Origin of the sequence: Klebsiella sp. Q11 (assembly GCF_964241505.1) — a bacterium.
Classification (GTDB): domain Bacteria; phylum Pseudomonadota; class Gammaproteobacteria; order Enterobacterales; family Enterobacteriaceae; genus Klebsiella; species Klebsiella michiganensis.
The window spans coordinates 1-22,593 of the sequence record NZ_CAXSXW010000007.1; the positions used below are offsets into that span (position 1 = coordinate 1).

Here is a 22,593-nt window from a genome sequence, read left to right on the forward strand (position 1 = left end):
TTTATGAAGCCGCAGCCTTTTACGCTGGAACTCTCGAACTGCCAGCTGCGTCACGACGGCGGCGCGGCGGATAAAGACGAGATCCGCCTGGTTAACGTCCGCTGGGTTGACGGCTTTACGGTCAATGCGGTGGGCAATGAAAATGCCGGCTACCTGAGGAATACGCGGGCGGACGGCGCCAGCCATATTTTCCTCGCGCTGTCGACCAATGATAATAATACCCTCGATAAAAGTAATAAAATCGTCCCGGCCGACCCCTTGCAAAACCGGGTGCCGCTGGTCGAAAAAGCGGTCGATGGCGGCGTATTTACCTATTACATCGGCTACGTGACCCCCGCGCCGGAAAAAGCAACCAGCGGCCCGTTGACCAGTTGGGCAACATGGGAGCTCGTTTATAATTGAAGGGGAGAGGGTATTGCGCGAGTATGACTTTTGATGCCGGAGTTATCCGGCATTAATTTATGCGGTGATATCTTCCTGGACCAATTGTTCAATGCTCACTTCCTTCCAGTAGTGCCCCTGAATAGCAAACCATTCCATGCCCTGCAACCAGGCCTTATGCGCTTCGCTTTCTACACCTTCAATAATCACATTATGGTGGTTGCGGGAAAGGAAAGTGACGAGGGCATCCATTAACGGACGACCGGAATCTTTTTGCATTAAAAGCCAGAAGAAGTCTTTATCGATTTTGACATAATCGAAATGATAGTCGCGAATAGCGTGAATACCGGCGTTGCCAGAGCCAAAATCATCGAGCCAGAGCGTAGTGCTTTGCGGGTTATTCCAGGTGGCGAGAGCATTATTCAAAAGATTATGGGAATTCTCGGTCACTTCAAAATGGACGCAGCCGATTTGGCCGACGAGCGCTTTAATCTCCGGGCGTTGCAATACGTTAAGTATATGGTCATCAACATTAATCGTCGCCGAGATAGCATTTTGCTTAAACCACTGTTTATGTTTTTCAATAAGCGCCAGCTGTTCCATAAAAATGCTTTCGCGTAGTCCCGTATTGGCGTAGCGAAAGAAGTTTTCCGGCGATATAGACAGGCGGTCAAAGCGGCTCAGGCACTCAACGGCGACGAGCGTGCCTTTTGGGGAAAACATTTTTTGAAAGACATAACGAACGGATATATCGCTACGTGATAAATTATGCCTGGAAAAAAGAGTTGCGTTCATTATCTCTCGTCAAAAATCAGGTCAGAGGTAAAGAGAGGAGAATATTATAGGTGACCTTTCTACCGATGGGAATGATTATTAATGGCTTATCGCCAATAAATTATCGGGTTTTGATTGGTCACCCACATATTTTTGGTTTTAGCACTGATACATATTGACTATACTTTTGTTCATTATTCGCGAGTTATTCATCCCGAGTTTCTTCATAATATGTACCTTATGGCTGTGGACCGTTTTATGATCAATGTCGAGAAGCACCGCAATCCTTTTACTGTTATTGCAGGCAATAATTAACTCCAGCACCTGAAGTTCCCTGGCGGTCAGCTTGCGGCGGGTGCATAGCCCCTGGCAGCCCTCGGCGGTTAAGGGCCTGCTGATGATGGCTGAGTAATCTGCCAGCGAGGATTTTTCGGTCAGAATCAACAGGTTTTCTAGATCAAGCAGCTCCCGGAACAGGCTGGACAGCTCGCTTTTGACGATCAGCACCAGCAGCGCGCAATGCGCCAGGCGCTTGCGCAAAGTGTTCAGTAATGCGACCGTTGTGGCCGCAGAGATATCTTTATGGATGATATTGATAATAACGGTGGCTGCCGGGGAGGCGCTGACCCCTTTCACAATATCCTGAAATTTCAGGGTGGTGATATCCCTGGCGCGATCAATCATATAATCATGGATTGATTGCCCGATGATATTGTCATCAGTGTAAAGTAATATACTGGCCAATGGTTCAGACTCTCTTTTTTCTCTTGGCTTCCATAATCAAGTCGAGCAGCACTTTCTCTATTCGCTTCTTGTTATCAAGATGGCGAAATTTAAACTGACAAGAAATCTGGTAGTAGCTATCTGACTTCTCGTTATCATCTAAAGTCACCATAACAACATTTTTTATAACTAAATCTACGGTGATTTCGCCATATTCAGCGAGGGCGAGGATAGCGTTCTTGAGGATGGCGTTATGGCTGAGGAATTTCAGATTGGGGCTCCTGGTCATCAGCGCGCAACCGCCGTCCGAAATGTCTTTGATTTCGAATAGATAGTTTTCTCCGTTTTTGTGTCGGCCGTGACAGAAGAATTCGTGCTCGTGGCGCAGACGGAATCGGGGATCGCGCCGGCGTTGTACCACCTGGATACACTCCGGTAAGGTAAATGCGACCTTCCTGCATTTCCCTTCACCGCCGGCATAGCTTTTCTTTAGCGTAGAGCAAAACTCGATTTTCCCTGAATCGCTATGCAGAATAAATTTAACTTTATGCCCCGCGGGGATTTTGCTGGTGGTGGAGATATGAAACTCGGCAAAATCTACCCGCGTTAGCTGGGTAATAGTGCTTTTGTTATTAACAAAAACTTCTATCTCCGCCTGCTTTCGGAGCTCTTCCCTGAAAATAGCAATAATTTCATACTTACTCGTCTTTATCGTTCCCTCTGTCATGTGAAATCCTTGTAAATTGTTATTGTGTGTGGTCGATTTTTTATATAGCAATACAAACATTCTGATTGCGTTAACCAGATGTTTTTATGAGCATTTGATGTTGTTAGCTATCTTTGCAGCTAAATTGATTTGTATAAACTTTGAATGAGATATTGTTTTTCCTGTAATCAAGAGTTCGAAAATTTTGGCGAGACAAAAACGACAGAAGCCTCCAATTAGGAGGCCAGTCGAAAAAGTTTAAATCTATGCTTTGCATAGGGTTATCCGTAAGAGAATAAAGCGGATAACGCCTAATTTGTAGGATGTATAGTGCCAGTGGCGTTAAGGTAATTCCAGGCAAATATTGAGGAGAAGGCTTCTGCGAATATCGATCCGCAGAAGCCTGAAATCAGGAGTGGGGCTGGAGATTATCCAGAATGGCTAACGCTTCTGGTGGAAGCGTTAATTGCGCGGCGGCCAGATTCTCGTGCAGATGCTGTAGCGAGGAGGTGCCCGGAATGAGCAGGATATTCGGCGAGCGCTGGAGCAGCCAGGCCAGCGCCACCTGCATCGGCGTGGCGTCAAGCGAAGCGGCGACGTCGTTAAGCTCCCGGGCCTGAAGCGGGGTAAAACCGCCGAGGGGGAAAAAGGGCACCCAGGCGATATTTTGCGCCGCCAGCTCGTCGATCAGCGGATCGTCCTGACGGTTCGCCACGTTATATTGGTTCTGAACGCAGACGATTGGCGTCAGTTTTTGCGCATCGCTCACCTGTCTGGCGGTGACGTTACTCAGCCCGATATGGCGAATCAACCCGCGTTCTTTCAGCTCCAGAAGGGTGGTTAAGGGCCCCTCCAGCGAACCTTCAACCGGGCCATGCGTGCCGAGCATACTGCGCAGGTTCACCACCTCAAGCACGTCGAGGCCCAGATTGCGCAGATTGTCCTCCACCGCCGCAGTGAGCTCCGCGGGCGACATCGCGGGCAGCCAGTTGCCTTTATCGTCGCGGCGAGCGCTGACTTTGGTGACGATGCACAGATCGGCGGAATAGGGATGCAGCGCCTGGCGAATGAGCTGATTAGTCACGTGTGGACCGTAAAAATCGGAGGTATCAATATGATTGACGCCCGACTCGACCGCTTCCTGCAGTACGCGGATAGCGGTTTGCGGATCTTTTGGCGGGCCGAAGACGCCGGGCCCCGCAAGCTGCATCGCCCCGTATCCCAGACGATAAACCTGACGATCGCCTAACGTCGCAGTACCGGATAATTTTACGCTGGACATATAAACCCCTGCTTTCTTGGTGTGCAAGGGATAAGTGTATGTCCGTCAGGGAGATTGGTGGGGGGAGAATGTTGGCAGAACGTGCGGCGAGGAAAAGACTCGCCGCACGGAGAGGATTAGCTAAAAAACATCACCGACACGCAGAGCAAACCGACAACCAGGGTAATAAAGCTACCCACCGAGCGGTAGGGCTTCAGCGCCGGAATAAGATACGTGGAGAGGGTTGGCATGATGAACAGGATCATCGCAATAAGCGGGCCGCTGACGGCGTAAATCATTGAGATAGCGTTGGGATTGATAAAGCACACCACGAAGGTCAGCGTCGAAACCAGCAGGATCGACATCGCCCGGTTAAACGCGCGGCTTTTACGAATCCCCGCCTGGGCGAGGGACGTTTTGACGATTTCACTGGCCCCTTCAATCACGCCAAAATAGGTGCCAAGGAACGATTTCGACATCGCCACCACCGCCACAATAATCCCGGCGATCGCCAGCCACGCCGGCGACCCCGGCATCATCGACAGGGCGGAAAGAATCGTGACCCCTTGATGGCGGGCGGTTTCAATATAGCTCGCCGGTATCGACAGCAGGCAGCTGAAGACGAAAAACAGCACGCTGGCGCAGATGAGGGTGTAGGCCACCTTCATGATTTTTTTGCATTTACCCATGGCCTGCTCGCCGTATTTCTCCTGCTGATCGATAGCAAAAGTCGATATGATCGGCGTATGGCTAAAAGCGAAAACCATCACGGGGATCGAGATCCAGATTTGGTGGAACGTGTGCGGGGTCAGCTGCATCTGGCTGGTCAGATAAGCCGGCTGCCAGCTCCCCATTAAATAGATGGAGAGGAACAGGAAACAGGCGATCAGCGGGAAGACTAAAAAGCCCATGACTTTAATCGTGACGTGGCGGCCCATTAAAAAGATCAGATTCAGCACCAGCACCACGCCCAGGCTGAGCAGCGCCCTGACCTGAGAAGTGATGGGCACATGTCTGGAGAGCTGCTCCGCGAGCGAGTTAGTAATGGCGACGGCGTAGATCAGCACCACCACGAAAAAGGCGAGGAAATAGAGGCCGGTAATCAGGCTACCGATCTTTTTACCGTAATAGTGATTAACGGCGCCGGTGATCCCTGCGCCCGGGGCGATGTTGGCGGAGAGAATAAACTGGCTCAGCGCTTTATGCGGCCAGTAGGTTAACGGCCAGGCGACCAGCGCGGTGATGAACAGAACGATAGCGCCCGCGGATCCCAGTTGGATCGGCAAGAATAACGTGCCAGCGCCTACAGCAGTGCCATATAAGGCGAAACTCCAGAGAGTTTCTTCTTTAGACCAAATTTTAGACATTATGCGACTTTATCAACCAGAAAACGAACAAAAAGGAGTGCAATTTATCACATTTATGGATGAGCTGTGGCGATAGTTTCTGGCGCAGAAATGAAGCGGCGGAGCGCCCGTTGCCGGCCGGGCGCTTTGCTAAGATTACTGGCGGGCGGCGATCCGCTGCTGGCGAACCTTGATGACCCGCTCGCGCAGCATATCCCAGACCCAGTTAAAGGCCATGGTGTAAGGCAGGAAGAACAGCATAAAGCCGATTTCCAGCATAAACGCCTGCATCAGCGAAACGCCCAGCACCAGCGCGACCATCGTGACGCCGATAATAATAAAGCCTGACTCGAAGCCGATCGCGTGCAGCGCGCGGACCCGCAGGGTACGGACGACCCGGGTTACCGGCCACAGCCGGTCGAAGAGGGCGTTATAGATAATGTTCCAGACCATCGCCAGCGTCGCGAGCAGGATACTGAGCCCGCCCATTTCAACGACCGAACGCTGCATGAGCCAAGCGGCGGTTGGGGCGAGGATCAGCGTCGCCAGACCTTCAAAGCTTATCGCGTGGATTACCCGTTCCGTCAGCGTTTTGCGCTGGGCGTTGACTTGTTGCATGGCTTGTTGCCTCCGGTCTTTATATGAAATTACCCGGCATTTTATGGATAAATATGATAAAAAAAAGATAGTATCCATCGATAAAGTAGATAGTTCATGCGCTATTCTCCCGAAGCTTTAACCGCGTTTGTCGAATCCGTGGCCTGCGGTTCATTCTCTGCCGCGGCGCGGCGGCTGCGCAAAAGCCAGTCCACCATCAGCACCGCAATCGCCAACCTGGAAGCCGATCTTGGCGTGACGTTGTTCGATCGCACCTCCAGACAGCCGACGCTCACGCCGCAGGGCGAACAGGTGTTGAGCTACGTGAAGGCGATTCTGGCGGCCAGCGACAGGCTGGATGAGCTGGCCATTTCGCTGTCTGGCAACACCGAAGCGCGTCTGACCTTTGTGCTCTCCGATACGCTGCATCCCGATGTGCTGGAAGATCTGCTGGCGCAGTTCGATCGTCGTTTTCCGCACACCGAATTTGAGTGCCTGATTGGCGAAGACGACGACGTTATCGATCTGCTGCAAAAGGAGCGGGCGCAGGTGGGGCTGATTGAGGCCAGGGACAGCTACCCGACAGAGATAGGCAGTATCCGGCTGCCGATGCAAACCGAAATGGCTATCTTCGTGGCGCCCCGGCACCCGCTGGCGGCCCAGGGCAGCGTCACCCGCGACGAACTGTTCAGCTGGCGCGAGCTGCGCCTGAGCACCTATCTGGAAAATACGGCGGAACCGGCGCGCGGTCTGGTATGGTCGGCGCCTAACTATCTGCTGCTGTTCAGCATGGCGGCGCAGGGGTTGGGATGGTGTATTTTGCCCAGCGCGCTGGTGGAGGAGTTCGCCGGGAGCGGAAGCCTGGTGGCGCTGGATATTGCCGGCTGGCCGCGGATGATCTCCACCGATTTGCTGTGGAATAAAAAGGCGCCGCCGGGAGAAGCGGGAAGCTGGCTGCGTCAGCATCTGCAGGGTCACGGACGCGAATAGGGGCCATTTTTGCCATCGCCGACGATCTTTGTGATTTCCCTCACTTTTTTTAAACAATTGCGAAAATTTTTGATAACAATTCACTACTATGATGCTGTTTCTTTGCGCAGAGGCGGAGCAGAGGTAGAGGATGAAAGATGTCGTAATCGTCGGCGCGTTGCGAACGCCAATCGGCTGTTTTCAGGGCGCGCTGTCGCGTCATTCGGCGGTGGAGCTGGGCAGCGTGGTGGTGAAGGCGCTTGTTGAGCGCAGCGGCGTCGATCCGCAAAGTATTGATGAGGTGATCCTCGGCCAGGTGCTGACGGCAGGAACCGGACAGAATCCGGCGCGTCAGTCGGCGATCCGCGGCGGGCTGCCTAATACCGTTTCTGCTATTACCATCAACGACGTCTGCGGTTCCGGACTGAAGGCGCTGCACCTGGCGACCCAGGCGATTCAGTGCGGCGAAGCGGACGTGGTGATCGCCGGCGGGCAGGAGAATATGAGCCGCGCCCCGCACGTGCTGACCGACAGCCGTACCGGCGCCCAGTTGGGCAATAGCCAGCTTATCGACAGCCTTGTCCACGACGGCCTGTGGGATGCGTTTAACGACTACCATATGGGCGTGACGGCGGAGAACCTGGCGCGCGAGTATGGCATCAGCCGTGAACTGCAGGATGCGTGGGCGCTTAGCTCGCAGCACAAAGCGCGGCGGGCGATTGATTCCGGACGTTTTCGCGATGAAATCGTGCCGGTGACCAGCGAACTCAACGGTATTCCGCGCCTGGTGGATACCGATGAGCAGCCGCGCGTCGACCCCAGCGCAGAAGCGCTGGCCAGCCTGCTGCCGACCTTTGACCAGCAGGGTTCGGTCACCGCCGGCAATGCCTCAAGCATTAACGATGGCGCGGCGGCGGTGATGATGATGAGCGAAGCTAAAGCCGAGGAGCTGGGGCTGCCGATTCTGGCGCGGATCCGCGCTTTTGCCAGCGTGGGCGTCGATCCGGCGCTGATGGGGATCGCGCCGGTCCATGCCACCCGTCGCTGCCTTGAACGCGCGGGCTGGAAGCTGGATGAAGTCGATCTTATCGAAGCCAACGAAGCCTTTGCCGCTCAGGCCATTTCGGTGGGCAGGGTACTGGAATGGGACGAGCGGCGGGTGAACGTGAACGGCGGCGCCATTGCGCTGGGCCACCCGATTGGCGCTTCCGGCTGCCGCATTCTGGTTTCCCTGGTGCACGAGATGATTAAACGCGATGCCCGCAAAGGGCTGGCCACGCTATGCATCGGCGGCGGCCAGGGCGTGGCGCTGGCGGTTGAACGCGAATAAGCCCTTTCTGATATATGCGTTAACTGAGCCTCCCTGTGGAGGCTTTTTTTTGCTTCCCGCCAGGCGTTACCCTGCCAAAAATTCCTTTCTGACGCGCTATTTTGTTGAGCGTTGTCACGTCTTTCTGTGCCACCTTTTTTGAAACAAATATTTACGATCGCGATCACTAAAACATTATTGCCTAAAAAATAAAATACGGTTTTATAAAAACGAAACGATATTTTAATTATGAGGGGTAATTTATGTTCGCAAGATCTCTGGCCCTTGCTGCACTCTGTGGCATGTCTTTCGCGGCTTCAGCCGTCACGGTAGATTTACGTCACGAATTCATTGACGGCGGCAAATCGGATAAGAGCAACGCCGACCGCGTCTCCGTCTCCCATCGTTTCGCTAACGGCTTTGGCTTCTCCGTTGAGGCGAAGTGGAAGTCGGGCGGCGATAACACCAGCCAGCCTTATTCAGATTTCGTCGGTAATGGTCATGAAGAGAGCATTACCTGGCAGTGGAAGGCGAATAAAAACTTCTCGGTCACGCCGGGGTTCAATATTGAAAGTAACGATAGCCGCTCGATCTACAAGCCAAACCTGCGCGTGCAGTACAGCTTCGATAATGGCTTCTACGTCGCAGCCCGCTATCGTTACGACTATACCCGCTACCCGGCGAATGCAGGGAAAGATGATGACAAAGTTAACCGCGGCGATGCGTGGGCCGGTTACGTCTTCGGCGACTGGCGTACGGAGCTGAACTACGTTTATGCGCGCAGTACCGAAGGGGTTAAGCGCAACGACAACAAACCGTACTCGCAGGAGTACAATCTCAAGGTTGCCTACAAGCTGGATAAAAACTGGGCGCCGTACGGCGAGCTCGGCAACGTTGGCGTCAACGATCGCAGCGACCGCCAGACCCGTTTCCGCGTAGGTGTTGCCTACTCGTTCTAACTTAAAAAATGTCCTCATCGTTTACCCCGGAGCGGTCAGCCGGGGTTTTCCGTTGGTATGAATCCCTCTTCCCGGAGCGGCGCAATGCGCCCCATCGGCACGGAATGTAGCCCGGATAAGCGCAGCGCGATCCGGGGAAAACGCCGGGCATAAAAAAGCCCTCCGAAAGGAGGGCAAGGCCAGTTACAGAAACACTAACTCAAACAGTGGCTAACGCTATGCCTTCAGCATCTCAGGCTGGGGCGGCAGCTTCGCGATATACACGGCAGGTTTGCCGTCTTTATCGGAGCTGAACAAAATGGCGCTATCGTCCGGCGTAAAGGACGGGTGCGGGTGGGTAACCTGGCGACTATTGGCCACGGTTGCCCAGGAGGTATCGTGACGCGCAACGCGGAAATAGGCCTGCTTCGCGACATCGAAAGCGTACAGATACGGGTCGTTATCAATGGTGTAGCCGCTGGTGTCTTTGACGTCCACCGGGGTACCGGAACCATCGCCAACCAGCATCGTGCCGTCAAAGTTACTCATCAGATGCGAACAGGCCGGCATCTGCATCACCGCTTCATTAACGCCGGTATCCGGGTTGAAGCTGTAGATCGTCCGGCCCTGCTGGCCCTTCAGATAAGAGACGTACACCAGCGCGGAGCCGTTCGGTACCCAGAATTCGTGGGTGCAGCTTTCGCCTTCCGCATGCGCTTTGACTTTACGCACGTTGCTACCGTCTTCATTTACCATCCACATCCGCGCATCGACCAGGTCATGCGGCCCTTCATGGCAGAAGGCGACGGTATGGTCATCGAACGGACGATAAATCGGATGGCCCAGCCATTTCTTCTCTTCGTGGATCACGCTGCTTTCGCCGGTTTGCAGGTCGACGCGCAGCAGGCGGCAGTGGGGGCCTTTGTGGAAGAAATCATGGAAAATCTGCCAGTCGTTGAGCGGCGTCCAGTCGCTTTTGGCAATCTCGATGCCAACCAGTTTGGTGCAATCGCTGTTGGCCACCCAGGTACCGTAGCCCACCCAGTCATCGGCGACGCGATACACTTCACGCTCTTGCAGCGTGGTGAGGTTAACCTCCAGCAGCGTACGGTCGTTCTTCACGTAATAAAGGGATTTATCATCCGGAGAAAGGAAACCACCAAACGTGTTATCACCGGCGCCTTCCGTTAGCTGCACCGCCTCGGCCTTTGCGAGGTCCAGCAGATAGTAGTTCCAGTTGCCGTCGAATTCGCCGGCAAACAGCAGGTGGCTGCCATCGTTAAAAAAACACTTCTGATAGAAATAGTTACGATGACAGGTTACTTCCGGTGGGGTTAAGCGGGTGATCTCCGCGCCGGTGTCCAGATCGCGGCTGACGTCATAATTCAGTTTAACCCGCATGCCTTTAGCCATGATGTACTCCTTTTCCTTCCTGAGATGTCGCCCGCCTGCGTTGACCGGCCAGTGGAAGTAGATTTAAAAGATGGGTGTTAATTTATCAAAACATCGTTTCATTATTTGTGATGGCGGACGCAATTCACAACAACTTCTTGCTATAGATCGCCTTTTTTTGCTGACAGTACGGCCAGCATCCCCGCGCTCTTTGTTTTCCTGCCGTTTTTTTTCGATCCGCCGTCTTTTTTTAAAGTTTGAATAACTCATTGTATTTTATTGAATTAAATAGGAGTTTCACGGTTTATCAATCACCGCTTCGTGATCTGTTTTGCATTTTTAACATTTAACAGTCTTAAAATTGAAACGATGTTTTAATAATAATTGAAAATGACTTTAGCCGGGGCTAAGATGTGCTCACTGTAAAACGGAACTCTGTTTTATTTTTAGAAGGGGCAATCCCTGCGAGTTCTTCAAACCATAAGGGTCTGCACAAGCCGCAGGCTGGACTATCAGAACCTTGCCTGTACCTACACAGGCTCTGAAAGATTAAGGAACCAAGTATGATTCTCGACGCATTCTCCCTGCAGGGCAAAGTAGCCGTGGTGAGCGGTTGTGATACGGGTCTGGGCCAGGGCATGGCGGTGGGCCTGGCGGAAGCCGGTTGCGATATCGTGGGTATCAATATTGTTGAACCGACGGAAACCATTGAGCGCGTCACGGCGCTGGGCCGTCGTTTTCTCAGCCTGACCGCCGATCTGCGCCAGATTGATGGTATCCCGCAGCTGCTGGAGCGCGCGGTGGCGGAGTTCGGCCATATCGACATCCTGGTTAACAACGCCGGCCTGATCCGTCGCGAAGACGCGATCGAATTCAGCGAGAAAAACTGGGACGACGTGATGAACCTGAACATTAAGAGCGTGTTCTTTATGTCTCAGGCGGCGGCGAAGCACTTTATTGCCCAGGGGACCGGCGGCAAGATTATCAATATTGCCTCGATGCTCTCTTTCCAGGGCGGGATCCGCGTACCTTCCTACACGGCGTCAAAAAGCGCGGTGATGGGCGTGACTCGTCTGCTGGCGAACGAGTGGGCGAAGCACGGCATCAACGTCAACGCGCTGGCGCCGGGCTATATGGCGACCAACAATACCCAGCAGCTGCGCGCCGACGAACAGCGCAGCAGCGAGATCCTCGACCGTATCCCGGCGGGACGCTGGGGTCTGCCGAGCGACCTGATGGGGCCGGTGGTCTTCCTGGCCTCCAGCGCTTCTGACTACATCAATGGCTACACCGTCGCGGTGGATGGCGGCTGGCTGGCGCGCTAATATTTGCCGCGTTATCAGCGCAAAATGGAACCCTGCTTCGGCAGGGTTTTTTTATGTCTGAATAACAATTGTCCATATGATGAAACTGAAATAGTCCATATGGTTTATTTGTTTTTGAGGTAAGCATCTATATGTAACAGGGGTTGTTGAAGATGAAATGCTTATTTTCTGCTCTTCTGAAAGTTGAATGTCCATCACAAAACCATTGCCTGTAGCAACTTAATCCATATCTTTGGCGTGTCCTGCCTGACACCTTACGCCGCCGATCCCGTAGTTTCATCGTATGTCTTACTTCGTCTGGCAGGAAAAAAATGACCACTCTCAGTCACGACTCTACAACCATGCCGCGTACGCAGCGCGATACCCGGCGCATGAATCAGTTTGTCTCCATTGCCGCCGCGGTGGCAGGGTTGCTGTTTGGCCTCGATATCGGGGTGATTGCCGGGGCGCTGCCCTTTATTACCGATCATTTTGTTTTATCCAGCCGCCTGCAGGAGTGGGTGGTGAGCAGCATGATGCTGGGAGCCGCCATCGGCGCGTTATTTAACGGCTGGCTCTCTTTCCGCCTCGGGCGCAAATACAGCCTGATGGTGGGGGCGGTGCTGTTCGTTGCCGGTTCCGTGGGCTCCGCGTTTGCGACCAGCGTCGAAATGCTGCTGGTGGCAAGGATCGTTCTCGGGGTCGCCGTGGGGATCGCCTCTTATACCGCGCCGCTGTACCTGTCGGAAATGGCGAGCGAAAACGTGCGCGGCAAGATGATCAGCATGTATCAGCTGATGGTGACGCTGGGTATCGTGATGGCGTTTCTCTCCGACACCGCGTTCAGCTATAGCGGCAACTGGCGGGCGATGCTTGGCGTACTGGCGCTGCCGGCGGTGGTGCTGATTATTCTGGTGATCTTCCTGCCGAACAGCCCGCGCTGGCTGGCGGAAAAAGGGCGTCACGTGGAAGCGGAAGAGGTGCTGCGGATGCTGCGCGACACGTCAGAAAAAGCCCGTGACGAGCTCAACGAGATCCGCGAAAGCCTGAAGCTGAAGCAGGGCGGCTGGGCGCTGTTTAAGGTCAACCGCAACGTGCGGCGGGCGGTATTCCTCGGCATGCTGTTGCAGGCGATGCAGCAGTTTACCGGTATGAATATCATCATGTACTACGCGCCGCGCATCTTTAAAATGGCGGGCTTCACCACCACCGAACAGCAGATGGTCGCGACCCTGGTGGTTGGCCTGACCTTTATGTTCGCTACCTTTATCGCCGTCTTTACCGTCGATAAGGCCGGACGTAAGCCGGCGCTGAAAATCGGTTTTAGCGTGATGGCCATCGGCACGCTGGTGCTGGGCTACTGTCTGATGCAGTTTGATAACGGCACCGCCTCCAGCGGTCTCTCCTGGCTGTCGGTGGGGATGACCATGATGTGTATTGCCGGCTATGCGATGAGCGCCGCGCCGGTGGTGTGGATCCTGTGTTCGGAAATTCAGCCGCTGAAGTGCCGCGATTTCGGCATCACCTGCTCAACCACCACCAACTGGGTGTCGAACATGATTATCGGCGCGACCTTCCTGACGCTGCTGGACGCGATCGGCGCGGCAGGAACCTTCTGGCTTTATACCGCGCTGAACGTCGCCTTTATCGGCGTGACGTTCTGGCTGATCCCGGAAACCAAAAACGTCACCCTGGAGCATATTGAACGCAGGCTGATGTCCGGCGAGAAGCTGCGCAATATCGGCAATTAATTACAACGACTCGCGCGGCAGCCACGGGCTGGCTACTTTCACCGTCTCCCGATGGCTGTCGCCGTTAATAATGTGCTGGGCGCTCAGGCGCCCGATATCATAGTGCGGTAGCTGCACCGTTGAGAGCGACGGGAAAAACAGATCGCCAATCCCCACCATATTGTCATAACCCACCACCGCCACATCCTGCGGAATGCGCAGCCCGCGCGCCAGCAGCGTCTGATAGACCATAAACGCGATGCGGTCGTTGCCGCAAATCACCGAGTCGAACTGCGGCTTGCGCTGTTGAATATGGGCCAGCACGACAGCGGGAATATCGCGATAGTGCTCATCGCCGTAGGCCATATAGCAGTGAGCGAGCGTATCCGGGTCAACACCCGCTTCCCGGCAGGCGCGTTCCAGCCCCTGACGGCGGCGGACGGTCGCCAGATGATTCGCCGGCAGATGCAGGCACAGCGGCCGGCGATAGCCCGCGGCCAGTAGAGCCTGCACCGCCGTATACTGACCCTGTTCGTCGTCCGGGATATAGCTGGCCACCGGGTCGTGCAGGCTTTCGCAGTTGGCCAGCACGCAGGGGAGGGTTAACAGCTTGGCCGGTAGCGGTACCTGACGCAGACCCATCGTGGTGTAGATAATGCCGTCCGGACGATGGGAGAGCAGCAGGTCGACGATAGCGTCCGGGCTATCGTCAGAGAACATGTTGACCACGAAGCTGTTCCAGCCGTGCGCTCGCGCGGTCTCTTCGATGGAGAGCGTAATCTCCACCGAAAACGGCGTGGTGACGGTATCCAGCGCCAGTACACCGATGGTGTTTGGCGTCGCGTGAGCGCCGCGGATTTTCTTCGCCGACAGGTCGGGGACGTAGTTGGTCTCTTCGATAGCCGCCTGGACCCGAGCCAGGGTCTCCGGCTTGAGCCTTTCCGGGCTATTAAGCGCCCGGGAGACCGTCATTAGCGAGACATTCGCCAGCTTTGCTACATCCTTCAGAGATGCCATATTAAGTGCTCCACCCTTGCCGCCAGCAGCGGGGTCAACTAAGTTACTGATGTAAAAGGATCATACAATATTCTATCGTACACGTAGCGCGAGCGAAGAAGGTGAATATTTGATCGAGATCTCATCTCCTTTATGTTAACGTTAACTTTTGTGATTAACATCATGAATCGCAACAAAACGAAGTGAGTTTCGCTTTTTGTTAACGTTACCATAATAGCATTACTCCAACATGAGAATGTCATGATGAAAGCGCATCACTCTCACAGCTATCCGTTACTCAGTGCGTTACTCTTTTTCTTTTTCGTGACCTGGTCCTCTTCAGGTTCGCTGCTCTCTATCTGGCTACATCAGGAAGTGGGACTTAAGCCGGGGGATACGGGAATTATCTTCTCAGTGCTTTCCGTCTCCGCGCTTTTCGCCCAGGTGTGCTACGGCTTTATTCAGGACAAACTCGGCCTGCGTAAAAATTTGCTCTGGTACATCACCGTACTGCTGATCCTCTCCGGCCCGGCCTATATGGCGTTTGGCTACCTCCTCAAAATTAACGTCTTACTCGGCAGCATCTTCGGCGGGATTTATATCGGACTGACCTTTAACGGCGGTATCGGCGTGCTGGAATCCTACACCGAGCGCGTCGCGCGCCAGAGCCAGTTTGAATTCGGCAAGGCGCGGATGTGGGGCTCGCTGGGCTGGGCGGTGGCGACCTTCTTCGCCGGTTTGTTGTTCAACATTAACCCGCACTTAAACTTCGCGGTGGCCAGCTGCTCCGGACTGGTCTTTTTTTTCCTACTGGCGCGACTGCGGGTCTCTTCCGCGCCGCATGCCATGCAGGAGGCGGTATCCGGCGGTAAAGTCACGCTGGAAGACGCCCTGCGTCTGCTGACCCTGCCGCGCTTTTGGGCGTTGGTCTTCTTCGTCATCGGCACCTGTATCTACGGCGTTTATGACCAGCAGTTCCCGGTCTACTTCTCTTCCCAGTTCCCGACCCTGCAGGAAGGCAACGCGATGTACGGCTACCTGAACTCGTTCCAGGTGTTCCTGGAAGCCGCCGGTATGTTCTGCGCGCCGTGGCTGGTTAACCGCGTCGGCGCGAAAAACGGCCTGATCTTCGCCGGAATGGTGATGGCCATGCGTATGGTGGCTTCCGGGCTGGTGGAGGGGCCGCTGCTGATCTCCATCACCAAGCTGCTCCACGCCGTCGAACTGCCGGTACTGCTGGTATCTATTTTTAAATACAACAGCTTAAACTTCGACAAGCGTCTTTCATCCACGCTGTATCTGGTCGGCTTTGCCTGCACCAGCTCGGTTATCGCGACGGTTCTGTCGCCGCTCGCTGGCTATAGCTATGAGAAATACGGCTTCGCCCAGTCCTATCTGATTATGGGACTGCTGGTGTTCTGCACCACCTTTATCTCCATCTTCTTGTTGCGCTCCAGTAAGTCCTCTTCGGACCCGCTAATGCCGCAAACTTCCGCTATCTGAATCAAAAGAGTAATGAATATGACGTATTCAATTTCCCGGGCTGAGCAAGAACTGCAGGCTAAACATGAACAGCTGAACCTGCGCTGGTATCCGCGCTATCACCTGGCCGCCCGTGCGGGCTGGATCAACGATCCCAATGGCCTGGTCTGGTTTGACGGCTGGTACCACGCGTTTTACCAGCACCATCCGTACTCCACCAAATGGGGGCCGATGCACTGGGGCCACGCGCGCAGTAAAGATCTGGTGCACTGGGAGCATCTGCCGGTGGCGCTGGCCCCGGAAGGCCCGGAGGATAAAGACGGCTGCTTCTCCGGCTCCGCGGTGGTGGATGGCGATACGCTGGCATTGATTTATACCGGGCATAAATTTCATGGCGATCCCAGCGATGAAGCCAACCTGTATCAGGTGCAATGTCTGGCCACCAGCCGCGACGGCATTCACTTCGAGCGCCAGGGGATCGTGGTCGACACCCCGCCGGGCATGCACCATTTCCGCGACCCGAAAGTGTGGCGAGAAGGGGACAGCTGGTACATGATCGTCGGCGCTCGCGATGGCGACACCGGCCAGGTGCGGCTGTATCGTTCAGCCGATCTGCGCCAGTGGCAGAATGCTGGCGTCCTCGATGAGGCGGAAAAAGAGATGGGCTACATGTGGGAATGCCCGGACTTCTTCGCCCTCAACGGCAAGCATATTCTGATGTTCTCTCCGCAGGGGCTGGCGGCTAAAGGCTATCAAAACCGCAACCTGTTCCAGAGCGGCTATCTGCTCGGTGAATGGCGGCCGGGGCAGGCGTTTGTGCGTGAGGGCGAGTTTGTGGAAATGGATCACGGCCACGACTTTTATGCCCCGCAAAGCTTCCTCACTCCCGACGGCCGCCGCATTGTCATCGGCTGGCTGGATATGTGGGAGTCGCCGCTGCCGGAGCAGCAGGACGGCTGGGCAGGCATGCTGTCGCTGCCGCGTGAACTGAGCCTGAGCGCGGATAATCGACTGCAGATGCGTCCGGCTAAAGAGGTCGAGAGCATGCGCGGCGCCAGCTTCCCGTGGCCGGTGACGACCCTGAAAAACCAGCAGACCACGATGGTGGAGAACTGCGAAGCGATGGAGGTGATCCTGCACTGGGATGGCCTGAACAGCAGCGCCGAGCAGTATGGCCTCAGCTTCGGCGAAGGTCTGCGCGTTTACGTGGATGCGCAGATGCAGCGCCTGGTGCTCGAGCGGCACTATCCGCAGTATGGCCTGTGCGGCACCCGCAGCGTCCCGTTGAACGAAAGCGCCGATCTGCAGCTAAGGATATTCTTCGATAGCTCTTCCGTCGAAGTGTTTGTTAATGATGGCGAGGCCTGTCTTAGCAGTCGTATATATCCGGATGCCGATCGTCGCGAATTGGCTTTATTTGCCTGGAGCGGTTCGGCTTATTTAACCGAAGCCGGCGCCTGGCAGCTGGAATAAGTTTTACTGAATAGTTGTTAATAACCCGTCTTCGACGATGGGCGGGTTATTATTGTCACTGTCGTCGAGCTTTACCCATAAATAAAAAATACTATTTAACTAAATAATAAAGGGTTATTCCGATGAATAAAATCTGGGTCGGGTGTGTTCTGACGTCTTTATTTACCCCTCTGGCTAATGCTCAGGCGCCGTTATCCCTTGAGGAGCGGCTGGCGCAAATGGAACAACGGCTAAAGGCGACAGAGCAGCGGGCGGCCAGCGCGGAGGCGGAAATCCGCGCGCTAAAAAAACAGGAGGCACAAGCGACGACGGTGGCCAGCGCCGCACCGGCTAAACCCGCTTTACAACTTAATGATTATGGTGAATTAAAATTCTATGGCGACGTTGAGTTTAATATGGACGGCGCCAGCCGCACCGGTAGCCTGACGTCGGTGAAAACCAGCGCCAATAAAAACTGGGCGCCGGGAGATAAAGAGCGCTGGGATATTAACGGCCGTATTCTTCTGGGCTTTGATGGATTACGCAAAGGGACTAACGGTAAATATGCCGGTTTCAGCGTACAGCCGCTGGCGGATATGAATGGCAAAATGAATCTTGATGATGCGGCCTTTTTCTTCGGTCAGCAGGATGACTGGAAAATTAAAATCGGTCGCTTCGAAGCCTACGATATGTTCCCGCTTAATCAGGATACGTTTGTTGAATATTCCGGCAACACGGCGAACGATCTGTATAGCGACGGCTACGGCTATATTTATATGATGAAAGAGGGGCGCGGACGCAGCAGCAGCGGCGGCAACTTCCTGCTGAGTAAAAATCTCGATAACTGGTATTTTGAGGTGAATACGCTGGTGGAGGACGGCAGCTCGCTGTTCGTGGACCAGAATTATCACGGCAACGCGCTGGATAACCGTAAAAATGTGGTTTACGTGCGTCCGGTCGCGGCCTGGCAATCCGGCGCCTGGTCGGTGGCGGCGGCGATGGAGAGTAACCTCGTTAATAATGCTTACGGTTATGAGAATCAGAATGGACGTTGGGTCGATCAGTCCAGCCGCACCGGCTACGGCATGACGATGAGCTGGAACACGCTGAAAACCGATGCCGAGGACGGGGCGGTGGTGAACTTAAGCACCGCGTATCTGGGCGCGGCGGACGAAAAGGATTTCAGCGCCGGTATCAATGCGTTATGGCATCGCGTGGAGTTGGGCTATATCTATGCGCATAACAAAATCGACCAGTTTAATATGTCCGGCGTCAACGCGGAGTGCGATAGCGACTGCGCGATTCTGGCGCCGGGGCGCTACGACATTCACACCATTCATACCTCATGGCATCTGCCGAATATTATGGATATGCCGAACTTTAATATTTATCTCGGAGCCTATGCGTCATGGCTCGATTCATCGGCAGCGAAAAGCGGCAATACCGATGAACGCTACGGCGCGCGGGTGCGGTTTAAATATTTCTTCTGACGGTCTTCCCGGGTCGCGGCGTAAATGCCTTACCCGGGCTACCGGAACTCAGACGGCAGTGAACATGTAGCCCGGCTAAGCACCGCGCGAGCCGGGACGTTGCCGAATCACTACACCTCCGCCAGATACAGCGCCGGCATACCCTCTTTATCGGAGGTAAACAGCACCCAGCGGTTATCCGGTGAAAATGACGGATGCGGATGCGTCGCCTGGCGCTCGCCTTCAATCACTTTCCAGGTGGAGTCGTGGCGGCACACCGCAGTCTGCTTATCGGCGGCAATATCAAACACCCAGATAAACGGATCGTTAAGCTGTATATCGCCGGTGCTGTGCGGCGCGCCGTCGCCGACCACCAGGCTGCCATCGTGATTGCTCATCAGATGTGAGCAGGGAGGAATGGCCATCAGCTGGCGATTTTCCAGCGTTGCCGGGTCGGCGCGATACAGATAGCGATGCGGATCGTTTTCCTGATGCGCGACATAGTAAAGCGCGGAACCATCCGGCACCCAGAATTCGTGGGTAAAGCTCTCTCCCGACCGGTGCTGGCGAACCTTGCGCATATGGCTGCCGTCAGCGTTGATAAGCCACATTCGGGCATCGATAGCATCGCGCGGGCCTTCGTGGCAGAAGGCGATGGTGCCGTCATCAAACGGGCGGTAAATCGGGTGGCCGAGCCAGCGTTTTTCCTGCAATACCACGCGCTGTTCGCCGCTGCGCAGGTCGATATTAATCAGCCGGCACTCCGGCTCGGTGAAGTAGAATGCGCGGAACTTGCCCCAGTCGGTCAGCGGCTGCCAGTCGCTTTTTTTGATTTCGATACCCACCATCTGGCTGCAATCGCTATTGGCGACCCAGGTTCCGTAGGCCACCCATTGGTCATCCACCTGATACACCACCTGCTCCTCCAGCGAGGCCAGATCCACGCGGCGCAGCTGCTGGTTGTTTTTCACGTACCACAGCGACCGGTCGTCGGCGGAAAGGAAACCGCCAAAGGTGTTATCGCCCGGCCCGTCGGTGAGCTGGGTGGCCTGCTGGCCGGCGATATCGAGTAAATAGTAGTTCCAGTGGCCTTCAAACGCGCCGCCGAAAATCAGCTTGCTGCCGTCCCGGGTAAAGCATTTTTGATAGAAGTAGTTGCGGTGGCAGATAACATGCGGTGGCGTCATCCGGATCACCTGGTGACCGGTTTCGCTGTCCTGCGTATGCAGAAAGCTCAGCGGGATGATTTTGCCTTTCATGATTCATTCACTCCTTGCTAAAAAAATACCCCGCAGCCGGAGCTGCGGGGTAGGGACCGATAACGGGTTGTTAGCGCATCGCGCGGCGCAGGATACGGTCAGACTGACGCTGGAAGTCAATTGCCGTCTCTTCTACGGTTTTCTGCCCGTAGTCGATGTACTGCAGAGAGGTGCCAAACTGGGCGACGATCTGCGGGTCATCAAAGTATGGCGACACCGAGAGTTTGGCCGGTAGGGACTGCGCCAGGCGCAGACCTGATACCGCCGGATCGTCCTCTTTGATCGCGCCGTTTTCGGTCAGGTATTGCACCGCGACTTTGCTCAGCGGCACGCCGCGCTCAAGTCCCAGCGTCTCAACGCCTTCTTTGCTGTTTAGCAGGAAGTTGATCACCTTCGCCGCCGCTTCCGGATTTTTGGTGGATTTACCAATGGAGAGCATCTGCGCAGGTTTAAAGAACAGACCCGCGTCGGTAGCGCCCGGCAGCATCGGATAGCTGCCCAGCTCCAGCTTCGCCGGCGGCTTCAGGTTGTCGGAGTATTTGTTAATGGTGGAGTTCCACATATAGGTCCCCGCCCACTCGCCCTGAATCCACGGCTTCATTTCATACATATTGCTCTTACCGAACGAGGCATAGTACTTGGTGTCCGGCATGACGTGGCTGTCGATAAGCTTTTTATACATCTGGAAGAATTCGACCCACTGCTCTTTGCTGTAGGAGAATTTCTTGGTTTTTTCGTCGATAGCCGGCTGGTTGTACTTCTGAATCATATATGAATTGAGCAGCGCCAGGGTGTCCTGGTGCTCCAGCACCACCGGGTAATACTGTTTACCCAGCTTGCTCTCAAAGGTTTTACCCGCCGCCATCAGCTCGTCCCAGGTTTTCGGGTACTCGACGCCGGCTTTTTTCCAGGTCTCGTCGTTGAAGTAGAACACGCGCGCGGTGACGGAAATAGGGATACCGTTAAGCTTGCCGTCCACCGTGGTGGTTTGCAGCTCTTTGGCATCAAACTGGCTCAGGTCGATTACGTCCTTCATCTTATTCAGATCGTAGAAGCCTTCGCCGTTTTTCGAGAAGATCGGCAGCCAGTTCCAGTTAGTTTGCATCACGTCCGGCTCCGTGCCGCCGGCGATTTGCGTGGTCAGGCGCGAAAGATGGCCATCCCAGCCGGTATATTCCGCTTTAACATTAATATCCGGGTTTTGTTTATGAAACTCTTCCAGCGCCTTCAGGGTTACCTGGTGGCGGCCGTTGCCGCCCCACCATGACATACGCAGGTCGACATCCTTCGCCATGGAAGGTAACGCGGTAAGGCCCAAAGTTGCGGAGATTGCGGCGCTTAAAAGCACTTTTTTCATTTTAATACTCCAGGGTTCACAGAGAGATGTTCTGTTCAGTTTTGGCGTCAAAGATATGACACTTGTTGAGATCGAATTTGAAATGCACCGTGCGATGAAGCCCTTTCTCAATCATTGGCTTCGCTTCATCGGAAGGCACGCGGGCGGTCAGTTCATAATCGGCAACCTTCAGGTAGACGAAGAATTCATGGCCCATGTTTTCCACCCGCACCATTTCACCGGCGCAGGAGCCTTCAGCAAACGGTTCATCGGAGATGGAGACGAACTCCGGGCGGACGCCAAAGAACACCTGCTGGTTCTTATGGGTCTCGACCTTACTCTGCAATCTGTCGTTTAGCGGCAGCAGCCCGTCGCCAACGGTCAGATGCAGGCGACCCGCTTGCTCAACCAGCTTGCTGGGACGAATATTCATCTCCGGCGCGCCGATAAACCCGGCCACAAACATGTTTTTCGGCTTGTGATAGAGGTTGTCCGGGGTATCCACCTGCATGATATGGCCCAGCTTCATCACGCAGATGCGGTCGCCCATGGTCATCGCCTCGGTCTGATCGTGGGTAACGTACACGGTGGTCGCCGGTTTACCGGATTTCTTCAACTGCTTATGCAGGTCGGAAATACGGATGCGCATCGAGGCGCGCAGCTTGGCGTCAAGGTTAGAGAGCGGTTCATCGAACAGGAATACATCCGGTTTCTTCACAATCGCGCGGCCAACCGCCACGCGCTGTGCCTGGCCGCCGGAGAGCTGACGCGGCAGGCGGTCCAGCAGCTCTTCCAGCTCAAGGATTTTCGCCGCTTCGTTTACCTGGGCCTCAATCTGGTCTTTCGGCAGCTTGCTTAGCTTCAGGCCGAAGGCAAGGTTTTCGCGCACCGTCATATGCGGATAGAGCGCGTAGTTCTGGAAGACCATCGCGATACCGCGCGCTTTTGGCGCGAGGTTATTCACGATTTTTTCGCCAATCCGCACTTCGCCGCCGCTGATGGTTTCCAGACCGGCCAGCATGCGCAGGGTAGTGGATTTGGCGCAGCCGGACGGCCCAACGATAACCATAAACTCGCCGTCCGCGATTTTCAGATCGATACCATGTACCGCTTTGAAGCCGTTGGAGTAGACTTTTTCCAGTTTGTTGAAAATAACTTCAGCCATGATA

Annotated in this window: 20 protein-coding genes; 9 read left to right on the top strand and 11 right to left on the bottom strand. The window is 54.7% G+C overall.

Annotation, left to right across the window (positions count from 1 at the left end; all coding sequences use genetic code 11):
• On the top strand, window positions 1–402 hold a 402-nt coding region (locus ACESQ2_RS12595; RefSeq protein WP_373170598.1), incomplete at its 5' end, for a fimbrial protein.
• Between the two features lie 57 nt (window positions 403–459).
• On the opposite strand, the gene ACESQ2_RS12600 is transcribed toward ACESQ2_RS12595, so the two are convergent.
• From ACESQ2_RS12600 to ACESQ2_RS12625, 6 genes are all read right to left on the bottom strand, one after another.
• Window positions 460–1,176, bottom strand: coding sequence for an EAL domain-containing protein (locus ACESQ2_RS12600; RefSeq protein WP_049072086.1), 717 nt, complete (start codon window positions 1,174–1,176; stop codon window positions 460–462).
• Window positions 1,177–1,314: 138 nt separating this feature from the next.
• On the bottom strand, window positions 1,315–1,899 hold the full coding sequence (locus ACESQ2_RS12605) for a helix-turn-helix transcriptional regulator (RefSeq protein ID WP_049072082.1): 585 nt from the start codon (window positions 1,897–1,899) through the stop codon (window positions 1,315–1,317).
• Between the two features lie 4 nt (window positions 1,900–1,903).
• Window positions 1,904–2,605: a flagellar brake protein gene (locus tag ACESQ2_RS12610; protein WP_014226694.1), complete on the bottom strand. Its 702-nt coding sequence runs from the start codon at window positions 2,603–2,605 to the stop codon at window positions 1,904–1,906.
• A gap of 388 nt (window positions 2,606–2,993) precedes the next feature.
• On the bottom strand, window positions 2,994–3,866 hold the full coding sequence (locus ACESQ2_RS12615) for an aldo/keto reductase family oxidoreductase (RefSeq protein ID WP_014226693.1): 873 nt from the start codon (window positions 3,864–3,866) through the stop codon (window positions 2,994–2,996).
• A gap of 116 nt (window positions 3,867–3,982) precedes the next feature.
• Complete coding sequence (locus tag ACESQ2_RS12620) at window positions 3,983–5,212, bottom strand: amino acid permease (protein ID WP_373170602.1); 1,230 nt, start codon at window positions 5,210–5,212, stop codon at window positions 3,983–3,985.
• Window positions 5,213–5,347: 135 nt separating this feature from the next.
• Window positions 5,348–5,809 (bottom strand): multidrug/biocide efflux PACE transporter, encoded by a 462-nt coding sequence (locus tag ACESQ2_RS12625; RefSeq protein WP_009651689.1) that lies wholly within the window; start codon window positions 5,807–5,809, stop codon window positions 5,348–5,350.
• A 96-nt stretch (window positions 5,810–5,905) separates the two neighbouring features.
• Between ACESQ2_RS12625 and ACESQ2_RS12630 the strand changes: the two genes are divergently transcribed.
• From ACESQ2_RS12630 to ACESQ2_RS12640, 3 genes are all read left to right on the top strand, one after another.
• On the top strand, window positions 5,906–6,778 hold the full coding sequence (locus tag ACESQ2_RS12630) for a LysR family transcriptional regulator (protein WP_014226691.1): 873 nt from the start codon (window positions 5,906–5,908) through the stop codon (window positions 6,776–6,778).
• A gap of 130 nt (window positions 6,779–6,908) precedes the next feature.
• On the top strand, window positions 6,909–8,087 hold the full coding sequence (locus ACESQ2_RS12635; protein ID WP_009651683.1) for an acetyl-CoA C-acetyltransferase: 1,179 nt from the start codon (window positions 6,909–6,911) through the stop codon (window positions 8,085–8,087).
• A 242-nt stretch (window positions 8,088–8,329) separates the two neighbouring features.
• Window positions 8,330–9,025: a porin gene (locus tag ACESQ2_RS12640; protein WP_032720124.1), complete on the top strand. Its 696-nt coding sequence runs from the start codon at window positions 8,330–8,332 to the stop codon at window positions 9,023–9,025.
• A gap of 216 nt (window positions 9,026–9,241) precedes the next feature.
• Here the strand turns inward: ACESQ2_RS12640 and ACESQ2_RS12645 are convergent, their stop codons facing one another.
• The gene (locus ACESQ2_RS12645) at window positions 9,242–10,417 is read right to left on the bottom strand and encodes an oligogalacturonate lyase family protein (protein WP_373170606.1); all 1,176 of its coding nucleotides are present in this window, start codon (window positions 10,415–10,417) and stop codon (window positions 9,242–9,244) included.
• Between the two features lie 542 nt (window positions 10,418–10,959).
• Between ACESQ2_RS12645 and kduD the strand changes: the two genes are divergently transcribed.
• Complete coding sequence (kduD, locus tag ACESQ2_RS12650) at window positions 10,960–11,721, top strand: 2-dehydro-3-deoxy-D-gluconate 5-dehydrogenase KduD (protein ID WP_004124661.1); 762 nt, start codon at window positions 10,960–10,962, stop codon at window positions 11,719–11,721.
• A 311-nt stretch (window positions 11,722–12,032) separates the two neighbouring features.
• The gene (locus tag ACESQ2_RS12655; protein ID WP_014226687.1) at window positions 12,033–13,451 is read left to right on the top strand and encodes a sugar porter family MFS transporter; all 1,419 of its coding nucleotides are present in this window, start codon (window positions 12,033–12,035) and stop codon (window positions 13,449–13,451) included.
• Here ACESQ2_RS12655 and ACESQ2_RS12660 read toward each other — a convergent pair whose 3' ends face one another.
• Window positions 13,452–14,447, bottom strand: a complete 996-nt coding sequence (locus ACESQ2_RS12660; RefSeq protein WP_014226686.1) for a LacI family DNA-binding transcriptional regulator — start codon at window positions 14,445–14,447, stop codon at window positions 13,452–13,454. It abuts the gene before it with no gap.
• A gap of 240 nt (window positions 14,448–14,687) precedes the next feature.
• Here ACESQ2_RS12660 and ACESQ2_RS12665 point away from each other — a divergent pair, with 240 nt between their 5' ends.
• From ACESQ2_RS12665 to ACESQ2_RS12675, 3 genes are all read left to right on the top strand, one after another.
• Window positions 14,688–15,929, top strand: coding sequence for an MFS transporter (locus ACESQ2_RS12665; RefSeq protein WP_014226685.1), 1,242 nt, complete (start codon window positions 14,688–14,690; stop codon window positions 15,927–15,929).
• 18 nt (window positions 15,930–15,947) lie between these two features.
• Window positions 15,948–17,381, top strand: coding sequence for a glycoside hydrolase family 32 protein (locus tag ACESQ2_RS12670; protein ID WP_049072076.1), 1,434 nt, complete (start codon window positions 15,948–15,950; stop codon window positions 17,379–17,381).
• 122 nt (window positions 17,382–17,503) lie between these two features.
• Window positions 17,504–18,850, top strand: coding sequence for a carbohydrate porin (locus ACESQ2_RS12675; protein WP_049072074.1), 1,347 nt, complete (start codon window positions 17,504–17,506; stop codon window positions 18,848–18,850).
• A gap of 110 nt (window positions 18,851–18,960) precedes the next feature.
• Here the strand turns inward: ACESQ2_RS12675 and ACESQ2_RS12680 are convergent, their stop codons facing one another.
• From ACESQ2_RS12680 to ACESQ2_RS12690, 3 genes are all read right to left on the bottom strand, one after another.
• Window positions 18,961–20,091 carry an oligogalacturonate lyase family protein gene (locus ACESQ2_RS12680; RefSeq protein WP_025107406.1) on the bottom strand — a complete coding sequence of 377 codons (1,131 nt, stop codon included), beginning with the start codon at window positions 20,089–20,091 and terminating at the stop codon, window positions 18,961–18,963.
• Between the two features lie 67 nt (window positions 20,092–20,158).
• A complete protein-coding gene (locus ACESQ2_RS12685; protein ID WP_004105307.1) occupies window positions 20,159–21,445 on the bottom strand; it encodes an ABC transporter substrate-binding protein in 1,287 nt (428 codons plus the stop codon).
• 16 nt (window positions 21,446–21,461) lie between these two features.
• Window positions 21,462–22,589 carry an ABC transporter ATP-binding protein gene (locus tag ACESQ2_RS12690; protein WP_014226681.1) on the bottom strand — a complete coding sequence of 376 codons (1,128 nt, stop codon included), beginning with the start codon at window positions 22,587–22,589 and terminating at the stop codon, window positions 21,462–21,464.
• Window positions 22,590–22,593: the final 4 nt, after the last annotated feature.